11 protein-coding genes are annotated in these 12,711 nt (G+C 73.1%); 3 read left to right on the top strand and 8 right to left on the bottom strand.

Translation table 11 applies throughout. The annotated features are described in order from the left end of the window. Positions 1-35 precede the first annotated feature (35 nt). Positions 36-866: a helix-turn-helix transcriptional regulator gene (locus AB0316_RS12690; RefSeq protein WP_366273384.1), complete on the bottom strand. Its 831-nt coding sequence runs from the start codon at positions 864-866 to the stop codon at positions 36-38. A 148-nt stretch (positions 867-1,014) separates the two neighbouring features. Here AB0316_RS12690 and AB0316_RS12685 point away from each other — a divergent pair, with 148 nt between their 5' ends. Then, on the top strand, positions 1,015-1,911 hold the full coding sequence (locus tag AB0316_RS12685; RefSeq protein ID WP_366273383.1) for a phosphotransferase: 897 nt from the start codon (positions 1,015-1,017) through the stop codon (positions 1,909-1,911). A gap of 18 nt (positions 1,912-1,929) precedes the next feature. On the opposite strand, the gene AB0316_RS12680 is transcribed toward AB0316_RS12685, so the two are convergent. Further along, on the bottom strand, positions 1,930-2,436 hold the full coding sequence (locus AB0316_RS12680; protein WP_366273382.1) for a dual specificity protein phosphatase: 507 nt from the start codon (positions 2,434-2,436) through the stop codon (positions 1,930-1,932). Between the two features lie 110 nt (positions 2,437-2,546). On the opposite strand from AB0316_RS12680, the gene AB0316_RS12675 reads away from it, so the two are divergent. Then, positions 2,547-3,965 carry a PP2C family protein-serine/threonine phosphatase gene (locus AB0316_RS12675; protein WP_366273381.1) on the top strand — a complete coding sequence of 473 codons (1,419 nt, stop codon included), beginning with the start codon at positions 2,547-2,549 and terminating at the stop codon, positions 3,963-3,965. Positions 3,966-3,984: 19 nt separating this feature from the next. Here the strand turns inward: AB0316_RS12675 and AB0316_RS12670 are convergent, their stop codons facing one another. Further along, positions 3,985-5,562, bottom strand: a complete 1,578-nt coding sequence (locus AB0316_RS12670; protein WP_366273380.1) for an FAD-dependent monooxygenase — start codon at positions 5,560-5,562, stop codon at positions 3,985-3,987. Beyond that, the gene (locus AB0316_RS12665) at positions 5,538-6,155 is read right to left on the bottom strand and encodes a hypothetical protein (protein ID WP_366273379.1); all 618 of its coding nucleotides are present in this window, start codon (positions 6,153-6,155) and stop codon (positions 5,538-5,540) included. Before AB0316_RS12665 ends, AB0316_RS12670 begins: the two co-directional genes overlap by 25 nt. 181 nt (positions 6,156-6,336) lie before the next feature. Between AB0316_RS12665 and AB0316_RS12660 the strand changes: the two genes are divergently transcribed. Further along, positions 6,337-7,611, top strand: a complete 1,275-nt coding sequence (locus AB0316_RS12660; RefSeq protein WP_366273378.1) for a trypsin-like peptidase domain-containing protein — start codon at positions 6,337-6,339, stop codon at positions 7,609-7,611. A 39-nt stretch (positions 7,612-7,650) separates the two neighbouring features. On the opposite strand, the gene xylB is transcribed toward AB0316_RS12660, so the two are convergent. The 4 genes from xylB to AB0316_RS12640 all read right to left on the bottom strand — a co-directional run bounded on the left by xylB (position 7,651) and on the right by AB0316_RS12640 (position 12,652). Beyond that, positions 7,651-9,105 carry a xylulokinase gene (xylB, locus tag AB0316_RS12655; protein WP_366273377.1) on the bottom strand — a complete coding sequence of 485 codons (1,455 nt, stop codon included), beginning with the start codon at positions 9,103-9,105 and terminating at the stop codon, positions 7,651-7,653. Positions 9,106-9,115: 10 nt separating this feature from the next. After that, a complete protein-coding gene (xylA, locus tag AB0316_RS12650; protein WP_366273376.1) occupies positions 9,116-10,294 on the bottom strand; it encodes a xylose isomerase in 1,179 nt (392 codons plus the stop codon). 73 nt (positions 10,295-10,367) lie between these two features. Further along, positions 10,368-11,378, bottom strand: a complete 1,011-nt coding sequence (locus AB0316_RS12645) for a sugar phosphate isomerase/epimerase (protein ID WP_366273375.1) — start codon at positions 11,376-11,378, stop codon at positions 10,368-10,370. Between the two features lie 152 nt (positions 11,379-11,530). Next, complete coding sequence (locus tag AB0316_RS12640; RefSeq protein WP_366273374.1) at positions 11,531-12,652, bottom strand: TIM barrel protein; 1,122 nt, start codon at positions 12,650-12,652, stop codon at positions 11,531-11,533. Between the last annotated feature and the right edge of the window lie 59 nt (positions 12,653-12,711).

Below are 12,711 nucleotides of genomic sequence, written 5' to 3'. Positions count from 1 at the left end.
GATCGCCCCGATCGACGGGGCGGGGGTCCTCGAACTCAGTGGCCGAGGTCGTCGAGGTCGACGTCGGCGTCCGCGAAGTAGCTGATCACCCGGATGTCGGGCTCGTCGACGACCTGCAGCACGAGCTGGTGCAGGCGGATGACCTGGCCGTTGTCGAGCCGGATCCGCTTGGTGCGCCCGCGGGTCGGGTCGCTGTCGTGCTGCTCCCACCACTGCACCGTCGCCGGGTTGCCCTTGAAGACCTCGTCGAGGACGCGCTTGAACGACGGCTCGTCGGGGTGACGCGCATACGCCTCGCGGAAGAGGGCCAGCTGGTCGGCCGCCTCCTGCTCCCAGTCCACGAAGAGGGTGCGCGCCGCCGGGTCGCAGCAGTAGAACCAGAGCAGGTTGCGCTCGCGCTTGCTGCGCTTGCCCTCCCAGTCGGTGAAGAGCTGGCAGGCGGTGTGGTTGGCGCCGAGGACGTCCCAGCGGGCGCCGACGACGTAGGCCGGGTTGGGGTCGAGCGAGTCGAGCAGCTCCTCGAGCTCCTCGGTGAGCTCCTCGGGCGCCTGCGGCCGCCGCGACGGGGTGCCGGACGCGAGGGCGCTGAGGTGCGCCCGCTCGTCGGCGCCGAGCTTGAGCGCGCGGGCGAGCCCGTCGACGACGCTCGCGCTGGGGCGCAGGTCGCGGCCGCGCTCGATGAGGGCGTAGTACGCCACCGAGATGTTCGCGAGCTCGGCCACCTCCGTTCGGCTGAGGCCCACCCGGCGCCGACCCTTGGCCCGCTTGATCCCGACCTCCTCGGGGGCGAGCTCGCGCCGGCGCGCCCGGAGGAACTCGCCCAGCGGTGAGGGGGTGCGCACGCTGAGCGGCACGTCGGTGGTCATGGCGCTCATCCTGCCAGTGGGCCGCGGCCCGGCGGCACGCGTACGACAGCACGCGTACGACGGTGGTTTCCCGCGTGTTAACGTTCCGCGTCCGCCGGCGCGTCAGCAGCGCGCGACCCGTGACGGACCGCGTCCCAGGAGCCCTCGTATGCCGTCCGCCACCTCCCAGCCGAGGCCCACCGTCGTCGCCCGCGACGTCGACCCGCTGCCCCTGCCGCTGCCCGCGCCGGGGTGGGGTGCGGCGGACGCCCATGCCGCCCTGGAGCTGGCCCGCGGGCAGCTCCCGCTGCAGGTGGGCCCGGCCGACGAGGTGCTGGGCCTGCTCACCACCGTCGTGCTGGGCGCCGGGCAGCACGTCGTCAAGGTCTACCCGCCGGGCACCGACGCGGCGCACCTCGACCGGATCCACGCCGCGCTGGCCGGGTCGCGGACGGCGACGACGCCGCTGGTGCCGGCGGCCGTGACCCCGCACGGGGTGGTCACCGTGGCCGCCCGCCTGTCCGGCGGCTGCCCGGTGACCTGGCCGGAGGCCGGCCGGCTGCTGCGCGACTTCCACGCCGAGCACGCGGGCGCCGACGTCGCGCCCTGGTCACCGCTCTCGCGGCTCGAGTCGCAGGCGGAGGTCCTGCCCGAAGAGGACGCGGAGGTGCTGCGCGCGGCCCGCGACGGGCTGCTCTCGGCGCTCGCCGGGGTGCGGTCGGAGCTCGGCCACGGCGTCATCCACGGGGACGTCTCACCGTCGAACGTCATGCACGACGGCATCCGGGCGGCGCTCATCGACCTGGACTGGGTCGCGGTCGCGCCACGCGAGTACGACCTGGCGAGCGCCTCCCGCCGGTTCCGGGCCGGCGAGCTCGACCGGCAGACCTATCGCGACTTCTGCGCGGCCTACGGCCACGACGTGCTGGGCTGGGAGGGCCTGCCGCTGCTCGACCGCATCGCCGACCTGGCGGGCGTCGTCTTCCGCATCTGGGACTGCCGGCACCACGGGCGCGACCTCGACTGGCTCCCGGCCGAGCTCGGGCTCTGGCACTCTCCGCTCTGAGGCCCGCCGGTCCGCTCGTCAGGCAGCCGGCTCCGAGGCGGACGGCGCCGGGAGGGAGCGCAGCCACTCGGCGAAGTCCTTGTTGTTGACCGTGCGGTCCCGGCGCTCCTGGACGTGCGCGAGCGCCTCGGCCCCGGAGACGCCGAGCAGCTCCCGGACGATGAGGCTCATGACCAGACCGGAACGGTTGCGTCCGAACGTGCAGTGCACGAGCACCGTGCGGCCCTCCCCCACCAGTCCCGCGACGAGGTGGGCGAGGCGGAGCGTCAGCGCGGGGTCGGGCACGTCTTCACCGTCGACGAGGGGGCACTTGAGGTAGGCGAGCCCTTCGATGTCCTCCGGCGGCGGGTAGGCGTCCGGGTCGGCGAGGTCGACGACCGTGTCGATGCCCGTCTCGCGCACCCACTGGAAGTCGACGGGGCAGCCGCCGTGCCAGAGCCCGGGCAGCATCTCGGTCGGCGGGTCGGCCGGCTCGACGCCCTCGAGGTCGACGGGGTCGGTGGTCCAGTTGAGGGTCTCGCTCACGGTCGGCACGTACCCGAGCATCCCTTCGGGCCAACCGGGAGCGCCAGCCCAGGACACAGGCCGCACCGAAACTTCACGCGATGTCGGCTGTGCGGTCATACCGTGGTGGGGTGGGGCGAGCTCAGGTGTTCGATGACCTGCTCCTCGGTGTGCTCGACGCCGTGGAGGACGCCTCGCCGCTGCAGGCCGTCGAGGCGGTGACAGAGACCTTGGCCGACCGGCTGGGCGCCTCGGCGGCGTTCTTCCTCGCCGCGGACCTCGCCGGCGGCGCCCTGGTGCGCATGTCGTACGGCTCCACCGACGCCGCCCTTGCCCGGCAGGGGCTCGGCGGGTCGGAGGGCGTGGCCCGGGTCGACGAGGGCGGCGAGCAGTCGGTGGCGGTGCCCGTCGTCAGGGGCGGACCGGTCGAGGCGGCGCTGCGCACGCAGACCCTCCAGGTGCTCCCCGCCGCCCCCGCCGACAGCCACGCCGACACCCAGGGCGCATCGACCGGCGCGGTGGTGCTGGCCCCGGTCACCGAGCGGGGCGAGGTGCTCGGCCTGCTCCAGCTCTCCGTCCCCGAGTCGCCCGACGCCGAGGCCCTCGCCGAGATCGCGCGGATTGCGCATCTGCTCGCCTTCGTCATCATCGCCAACCGGCGGCACACCGACCTCTTCGAGCGCGCGGAGCGCAGCACCCTCTTCTCCCTGCCGGCCGAGATCCAGCGCCGGCTGCTGCCCTCGGCGTTCACCTGCGAGGGCGGCCCCTTCACCCTGGCCGCCTGGCTGGAGCCGGCGGCGTCGGTGGGCGGCGACACCTTCGACTACTCCCTGGCCCGAGACGCGCTGCACCTGTCCCTGACGGACGCCATGGGGCACGGGGTGGCCAGCGCCCTGACTGCCACCCTGTGCGTCAACAGCTTGCGCAACACCCGGCGGATGGGCGGGTCGCTGCTGCAGCAGGCCGATGCCGCGAACACCACGCTCTACGAGCACGCCACCAAGGGCCGTACCGACCACTTCGCCACCGGCCTGGTCGCCCGCCTGGACCTGCAGACCGGCGCCCTGACCGTGGTCAACGCCGGGCACGTCCCGCCCTACCTCTGCCGGGGGGCGGACACGGCCGTCGTGGCCCTGGCCCCCGACCTGCCGCTGGGGCTCTTCGCCGACAGCGAGTACCAGCCGAGCGAGCTCGTGCTCGAGCCCGGGGACAGGCTGGTGCTGGTCACCGACGGCATGATGGAGCGCAACGCCGCGGCCCTCGACCTACGAGACGCGATCACCCACACCCGAGACCTGCACCCTCGGGAGGCAACCCGTCGCCTCACCGCTCTGGTGCTCGAAAGCTGCGGCCAGAACCTGGCCGACGACGCCACGGTCCTCGTCCTGGACTGGTACGGCGACCACGGGCGAGCCCGGCGGACGAGCTCCGGGGCCGAGCAGTGGCGCGCGAGCGCCCGCCGGAGCAGCGTCGACACACGCGTACGCCCGCGGTTCACCACCGACCCCACCTCTGCCGACGGGAGTTCTGACGGCGGGACCTCGAACTGACCGCGCACCAACCACGAGCTCAGGGGCGGACGAGTCGGAGCCAGCTCGCCAGGCCAGCACCGTCCAGACGCCCCGTGCGGTAGCCGACGTGGCCGTCAGGCCGCACCGCGACAAGGCCCCTTCCGGGCCAGCTGTCGATCCGGTGGAGGGTGACGAGGGGGTCGGCCGGACGCAGGGCCGGAGCGTCCGCGTCCCGCTCCAGCAGCAGGTGCAGGCCCGGCCGTGCCGTCAGCTCGTGCAGGCGCCGTGACCGTCCCTGCGAGACGATCGCCCGGTCAGGCAGCCGGTCGCCGGGGTGGGCGCCCCGGCCCGTCGGGCTGCCCGCCGCGGACAGGGGGCTGCCGCGGTAACGCACCCAGCGCTGCGACAGCAGCGCCACGACCGCTGCCAGAAGCGGAGGCTGCCGCAGGAGCACCGGCAGGACCGGAGCCGCGAGCGGGAGCAGGGAGCCCCGCAGGAACGCCGGGACGCGGTGTGTGGAGGCCTCGCCGAAGAAGATGAGGTGCGTCAGGGCCAGCACCTGCCCGGCGGCCGGCCGGCGCTCCAGGTCGTAGGAGGCCAGCAGCTCCTCGGGCTCGTCGCCGTCGTCCCGAGCCCGAGCCGCCAGCCCGAGCTTCCAGCCGAGGTTCGTCGCGTCGAGGATGCCGGTGTTGAGGCCCTGGCCACCGGCGGGCGAGCCGGCGTGCGCGGCGTCACCGGCGAGGAAGACCGGCCCCTGCCGGAACGTGGTTGCGAGCCGGTGCTGCAGCGGAACCTTGGCCGACCAGGCCATCTCACCGACCCGCACCCCGAAGCCCGCGGCGTCGAGCAGTCCCTGCACTTCCGTCAGTGCCAGCTCGCCGGCGGGCTGACCGAAGGCCCCGTCCCGGTCACCTCCCGCGGCCCGGGTGCCGAGCAGCCGCCAGCTCGCCCCCTCCCCCAGGGCGAAGAGGAAGACCAGACCCTCCCGCCCCGCGACCACGTGCAGCACCCCGGGCGCGAGCTTCCCGTCTCCCCCGTCCAGCTCGAGGTCCGCCAGGACCACCTCCTCGGCGTAGCGCCCACCCCGCCAGCCGATGCCCGCGAGCCTGCGCACCAGACTGTCCGGGCCGTCACACCCCACCAGGTGACGGCATACGACCTCGGTGACCTCGCCGTCGGTGCGCACCAGGGCCGACACCCGATCCGGACCCCACGTGGCGCCCACGAGCTCGACGCCCCGCTCCACCGGGACGCCACGGGCGGCCAGGGCGCGCGCGAGCCCGTCCTCGACGTCGGCCTGCCGCACGAGCGTCAGGTGGGGGTATGCCGTGTCGGCGAGCGCGACGTGACCGAGCTCGGCCTCGACCACTCGCCTACCGAAGTGCAGGTGCGCCCGTGGGGCGCGGTCCGCGCGGGCCAGCACGTCGTCGACGACGCCCAGCGGGCGCAGCACCTCCAACGTGCGCGAGTGGACGATCATCGCCCGTGACGGGCGGAACGCCTCGGGCCGGCGCTCTACGACCCGCACCCGCGCGCCGTGGGCGTGCGCCTGCAGGGCCGCCGCCAGCCCCGTGGGGCCGGCGCCCACGACGAGGACGTCCGGGTCCTCGCCTACGTGACTGCCAGCACGCGCCACCAGGCTCCCTCCTCGTCCGGGAACCACGGGGCGAGCACGCCCGGGTCGGCGAGCAGGTCGGCGCGGCGCAGGCCGGGGACCACCCGGTAGTCGATGGAGCCCGGCTCGCTCACCAGGGCCAGCACGTGCCACAGCGAGCCGGCATACCGCTCGGCCAGGTCGGCGCCGTCCCACTCGTAGAGCCCCCGGTAGCGACCGTGCTCGTCGTGCGTCAGCCACAGCTTCGAGACGAAGCCGGGGAAGCCCACGAAGAGGGGGGTGTTGAGCCAGCTCTCCGCCCGGAACCACGCGTGGCCGCGCCCCCGGACGGCCCGGAGCCGGAAGGAGACAGCGAGGAAGCACGGGTCGAGGGCCGGCCTGCCCACCGTCGTGTCCCGGTAGACCCGGCTGGTCGAGTGGTCGGCGAAGCTGATGCGGCGGCCGACCTGCGACCGGGGGAAGCGGACCTGCCCCCGCACGAGCATCCTCGCGCTCGTGCCGACGCACCGGCCCACTCCTGCCCAGGCCGCACGGGGCGGCAACGGCGCGCGCGCCGGTGCGGTGGCCTGCTCGCTCCCGCGCGACCTCTGCGTGCTGACGGCTGCCTCGGACATGACGCGCCCTCCCTGTCGGTCCGGTGACCAGCCTCTCCCGGGCGCCCGAGGCCGGCCAAGGGGCCGAAGGTCCCTATCCCCGCCCGGTTCACAACCGGCTCATGGCCGGCTCAGGGAGGGCGCATGGGACCGAGCGGTGCACTGGTCTCAAGAGATGCAGACCGTTGCGAAGGACACGCAGATGAGCACAGCAGGCAAGCCGGTACGCGCCAGCGAAACCTCCGGAACCTCCCCGGTTGCCCCACCGCGCAGGTCGCGGCTCCGTCGGGGCACGCTCGCCCTGGCCGCGGCACTGGCGTTGGGGCTCGCGGCCGCCGGGCCCGCTCTCGCCACCGGCACCGGGCCCCACAGCGCCACGGTGCGGGACTGGCAGGGCTGGTCGACCGCGCAGGCCGGTTCGGGTTACGGGTCGGATGACGGGTCGGGCTACGGGTGGGGCGACGGCTCCGGCTATGGCTCGGCCCAGGGCTCCGGCCCCACGGCGCAGGCGGCAACCGCGGCCGAGTCGGCGGGCGTGGTGCTCATCGACACGACCCTGCCCTACCAGAACGGGCAGGCAGCAGGGACCGGCATGGTGCTGACCTCGGGCGGCCAAGTGCTCACGAACTACCACGTGGTCCACGGCGCGGGGAGCATCCGCGTCACGGTGGCCGCGACCGGCCAGACCTACCGCGCGACGGTGATCGGCAGCGACGAGGCGCACGACGTCGCACTCATCCAGCTCACCGGTGCCTCCGGCCTCACGACGATCAAGCCCGACACCGACGGCGTCTCCGTCGGGTCGCAGGTGACGGCGGTCGGAAACGCCGGCGGCACCGGAACGCTGACCGCTGCCGCGGGCCAGATCACCTCGACCGGGGCGTCGGTCACGGCCCGCTCCGAGGACGGCACGTCGCCCGAGACCCTCGACGGCATGCTCGAGACCAACGCCGACGTCCAGGCCGGCGACTCCGGCGGGCCGCTCTTCGACGCCCAGGGTGAGGTGGTCGGCATCGACACCGCAGGCTCCTCCGGAGGCACGCCCGACGCGTACGCCATCCCCATCACCCGTGCGCTGTCCATCGCCGACCAGATCCGGTCCGGTCACGGGACGAGCACGGTGCGCATCGGCCCGGCCGCGTTCCTCGGCGTCGAGGTCGGAAACTCCCCCTCCTCCGGCGACTACGGGTACGGCTCGGACGGCGGCGACGGCTACGGCGCCTACGGGGGCTACGGTGCGACGACTCCCGGTGCGCAGGTCAGCGGCGTCCTCAGCGGCGCTGCAGCCGCCGACGCCGGACTGCAGGCGGGCGATGTCATCACCAGCCTGAACGGGCACCCGATCACCTCGGCCGACGACGTGTCGGCGGCGCTGGTGGGCGCCAACCCCGGCGACCACGTGGACATCGCGTGGACCAGCCAGGACGGGACGCAGCACACCTCCACCGTCACGCTGGGCGCCAGCCCGGTCGCCTGACAAATCCGGTTGCCTGCTGCGCCGGCCACCTTCGGGTGGTCAGCGCGGCTGCGCCTCGGCGACCAGCCGGGCTGCCTCTCGGTAGCGCTCGAGTACCGCGGGCGTGGCCTCCGCCTCGAGTGTCTCGACGCCTCCCGACTCCCAGGCAGGTGGCTCGGCCGCCCCGGAGAGGACCCAGGCCGCCTGTCGCGCAGCGCCGGCGGCGACGTACTCCCCCGGCGGTGGCACGTCGACCGGTACGCCGAGGAGGCTCGGCGCGATCGCGCGGACGGCGCGGGAGCGGGCGCCGCCCCCGACAAGAGTGACGCGGTCGACCGTGACTCCCTGACGGCGTACGGCCTCCATTCCGTCTGCCATCAGCCCCAGCAGGCCCTCCACCGCGGCGCGCGCGAGGTTCTCGCGCGTCATGGAGCCGAGCGTCATCCCGAAGAGCGAGCCGGTGGCCGTAGGGAGGTTGGGAGTGCGCTCGCCCTCGAGGTAGGGCACGTGGACGAGCCCGCCGGCACCGGGGTCGGCCGAGAGGGCCAGGTCGCTCAGCTCCTCGTGACCGACATCGAGTATGCGTGCGGCTGCCTCGAGCACCCGGGCGGCGTTGAGCGTGCACGCCAGTGGGAGGAACTGCCCGGCGGCGTCCGCGAAGCCCGCCACCAGACCACTCGGGTCGGCCGTCGGCGTCGCCGACACGGCAGCCACGACGCCCGAGGTGCCGAGGGAGACCGAGGTCTCGCCCGGCCGGAGGGCCAGGCCGAGGGCGGCGCCGGCGTTGTCGCCGCAGCCGGGGCCGAGCACCACGTGCCCTCGGCCCGCAGCCGGGTCACCGGTCCCGGCCCGCTCGCCGGGGCTGAGCACTCGCGGCAGGACGATCGAGGAGGCCGACGCCTCCTCCCGGCGCAGTGCGAGCGCCAGCAGGTCGCGGCGGTACCCGCCGGCGGTGGGCGAGAAGTAGCCCGTGCCCGAGGCGTCCGACCGGTCCGTCACGAGCGTGTCGAGGGAGGTCGCCCCCGACAGCCGCCACGTCAGCCAGTCGTGCGGCAGCGCCACGGCCGCGACCCGGGCCGCGTTCTCGGGCTCGTGGTCGGCGAGCCACCGCAGCTTGGCGACCGTGAGGGCTGCAACGGGTACGGTGCCGACGGCCCGGGCCCAGAGGAGTGAGCCCTCCTGGACGTCGCCGCTCCCGAGCTCTGCGACGAGGTCGGCGGCCGCATCGGCGGACCTCGTGTCGTTCCAGAGCAGCGCGGGCCGGACCACGGCCCCGCGCTCGTCGAGGGCGACCAGACCGTGCTGCTGTCCGGCCACGGACACCGCCTCGACGTCGTCGAGACCACCCGCCGCCTCGAGTGCGTGCTCCATGGCGTGCCACCAGCTCTCGGGGTCGATCTCCGTGCCGGCAGGGTGCGGAGCCGAGCCGTGGCGCACAAGTCGCCCCGTCTCGGCGTCACGGATGACGACCTTGCAGGCCTGGGTGGAGGAGTCGATCCCGGCGACGAGGCTCATGCGTGCAGTCTCAGCCGATCAGGTGCTCGAGCGCGAGCTGCTGCAGCCGGACGAAGCCGAAGTCGCGCTCGGCCGCCGCCTCGGGGTCGAAGCCGTCGTCCGTCGCCAGCAGGTCCTCGACGGTCTCGCCGGCGCCCAGGGTCGGCTGGGCGAGGTCGAGCACCCCGGCATACGCCATCGCCTCGTGCACGCGCTCGTCGGCCCGGTAGGCCCTGGCCTTCTCCGCGAGCATGAGGTACGTCGACATGCACGCCTTCGCAGACGCCCACACGCCCTCCATGTGCTCGGTGCGGGACGGCTTGTAGTCGAAGTGTCGGGGCCCGGTGTAGCGCGGCCCGTCCGGGTAGCCCGGGAACCCGTTCTCGAGGAGGTCGACGGTGAAGAAGGCGGACATCAGGTCGCCGTGGCCGAAGACGAGGTCCTGGTCGTACTTCAGGCCCCGCTGGCCGTTGAGGTCGATGTGGAAGAGCTTGCCGCTCCACAGCGCCTGCCCCAGCGCGTGGGTGTAGTTGAGGCCCGCCATCTGCTCGTGCCCGGTCTCCGGGTTGAGTCCCACGATGTCACGGTGCTCGAGCTCGGCGATCAGGGCCAGGGCATGCCCGACGGTGGGGAGGAAGATGTCACCGCGGGGCTCGTTCGGCTTGGGCTCCAAGCCGATTCGCAGGTCGTAGCCCTGCGACTTGATGTGGCCGGCGACGGTGTCGAGGCCCTCCTTGTAGCGCTCCATCGCGGCGTGGACGTCCTTGGACCCGTCGTACTCGGCGCCCTCACGTCCGCCCCACATCACGAACGTCGTGGCACCGAGGTCGGCGGCGAGGTCGACCGCGCGCAGCACCTTGCGGAGGCCGAAGCGTCGCACGTTGCGGTCGTTGGAGGTCAGGCCGCCGTCCTTGAAGACGGGGTGCGTGAACGTGTTGGTCGTCACCATCTCGATGACCAGGCCCGCCCGGTCGGTCGCCTCCTTGAACCGCCGGAGGATCTTGTCCTTCGTCGCGTCGTCCGCGTCGAACGGGAACACGTCGTTGTCGTGGAAGGTGACGCCCCAGGCGCCGAGCTCCGCGAGCCTTTCCGCGTACTCCCACGGGTCGAGTGCCGGACGGCTGGCCGACCCGAAGGGGTCGATGCCGGTCCAGCCTACGGTCCACAGGCCGAACGAGAACTTGTCCTCAGGGGTCGGCTGACGCACCACTTCTGCTCCTTCTGGTGATTGTTCGTCGGGATGCTGCCGGTCCTGCCCGGCGCTCGCGCGCTGGGCGGCCGCCTCAGTCCCTGCTGGTGCTGAAGGCGGCGTCGAACGCCGCCTCGGGCTTGTCGAAGTTGAGGGACCGGACGAACTCGAGCGCCCCCGGAGCGCCGACGAGGCGATCCATGCCGGCGTCCTCCCACTCGATCGAGATGGGTCCGTCGTAGCCGATCGCGTTGAGGGTGCGGAAGCAGTCCTCCCACGGCACGTCGCCGTGTCCGGTGGAGACGAAGTCCCAGCCGCGGCGCGGGTCGCCCCACGGCAGGTGCGACGACAGACGGCCGTTGCGGCCGTTGCCGATCCGCTTGCGGGCGTCCTTGCAGTCCACGTGGTAGATCCGGTCCTTGAAGTCCCAGATGAAGCCGGCCGGGTCGAGGTCCTGCCACACCATGTGGCTCGGGTCCCAGTTGAGGCCGAACGCCTCGCGGTGGCCGATCGCCTCGAGTGTCGCGACGGTGCTCCAGTAGTCGTACGCGATCTCGCTGGGGTGCACCTCGTGCGCGAACTTGACGCCGACCTCGTCGAAGACGTCGAGGATCGGGTTCCAGCGGTCGGCGAAGTCGGCGTAGCCCGCCTGGATGACGTCGTCACCCACGGGCGGGAACATCGCGACGTACTTCCACACCGCCGAGCCGGTGAAGCCGATGACGGTGTCGACCCCGAGCTTCGCAGCAGCACGCGCCGTGTCGGCCATCCGCTCTGCCGCGCGCTTGCGCACGCCCTCCGGATCGCCGTCGCCCCACACGGCCGCGGGCAGGATGTCCTGGTGGCGCTGGTCGATCGGGTCGTCGCACACGGCCTGCCCGACGAGGTGGTTGGAGATCGCCCACACCTTCAGGCCGTGGCGAGCGAGGATCTCGTGGCGCGACTCGACGTAACCGTCCTCGGTGAGGGCCCGGTCGACCTCGAAGTGGTCGCCCCAGCAGGCGATCTCGAGGCCGTCGTAGCCCCACTCCCCGGCGAGGCGGCACACCTCCTCGAAGGGCAGGTCGGCCCACTGGCCGGTGAAGAGGGTGATCGGTCGAGCCATGTGAGTCTCCTTGGCGCGGTGAGGGTCTGCCTGATCTGGTCGGGTGTCTGACGGTGCAGTCGTAGGTCGACTTTCCGCCTTCGTGGTCAGCGCCGGCGCGCCGCCGCATCCGGTGGCGCGGCGACGCGTCGGCGACTGGGAGCGGCGTGGCGTCAGCCGCGCAGCTTGGCGAGGTTGGCGTAGCTGATGGCGGCGTACTCCAGCGACTGGTTCGGGTTGGCCGTGCCGCCGGGAGCGTTGTCCTGCTCGTACATCGGGTTGTGGTAGCCCTTGGCCCCGGTCCGGCTGAGGAACGCCTTGTAGTCGATGACGCCGGTGCCGAACGGCACGAAGTCGTAGCCGTTGGGCAGGTCCGGGCGCGAGGCGCCGTCCTTGGCGTGGAACAGCGGGAACCGGATCGGCTGCGCCTGCACGACGCCGAGCGGGTTGAAGACGGACGTCACGGTCGAGCCGTCGGGGGCCGTGTACGACGTGTGCTTGTACTGCGCGACGTGCGCCCAGTAGATGTCCATCTCGAGGTAGACGTTGTCGGGGTTGGTGTTGGCGAGGAAGTACTCCAGTCGCCGCACGCCCGACGAGCGGGTCGGCCGGCCCTGGGCGTCCAGCGGTCCGCTGTCGAGCAGGAAGCTGTAGGCGACGTCGTGGTTGTGCGTGTAGAGCTTGAGGCCGTGCTTGACCCGGGCCCGCTCGCCGAGGACGTCCCAGCGCGCGGCGGCGGCGTCCCAGTCGGCCTTGTAGGCCGAGCTCGTCGGGTCGCTGCCGGTGCCGATGTGCTGCATGCCGAGGATGTTGGCGACCTCGCAGGCGGCGTCGAACGCCGCGAGCGTCGCCTCGGTGATCGTCGACGGGATGGTCCCGTGGTTGCCCTCGGCCTCGAGCCCGTTGTCGTCGAGCCAGGTGCGGAGCAGCTGGGCGCCCGCGGCGTTGTTGACGTTGCCGCCCGGGGCGTTGGCGTGCTGGCTGAAACCGGCGAACTCGATCTGCTTGTAGCCGATCCGGCCGAGCTCCTCGAAGACGGCCTTGAAGCCGGACGCGTACGGCGACGTGCCGGGGTCGCGCGAGATGGCGTCACGGACGGTGTAGAGGATGATGCCCCTCTTGCCGGGTGGCACGAGCACTCCGTTGCCGGTGCCCGGGGCGGCCGAGGCGCTCGTCGCGCCCATCCCGGCGATGGCCGCGGCGGCAGCCATCCCCGTCGAGGCCGCCATGAACTGGCGGCGGTTGAGGCCGAGGCCCTTGGCGAGCTTCAGCGGCTTGACGTCGTTGTCCTGCATGTGAGGTTGCTCCTTCGGGTGTGACAGGGAGGGTGGTGCGGGGGAACCGGATCTCCTTT

Source organism: Terrabacter sp. NPDC080008 (assembly GCF_040702505.1).
Taxonomy (GTDB): Bacteria; Actinomycetota; Actinomycetes; order Actinomycetales; family Dermatophilaceae; genus Terrabacter.
Note: the sequence above shows the minus strand (reverse complement) of the source record. Positions and strands in the feature narration are given on the sequence as shown.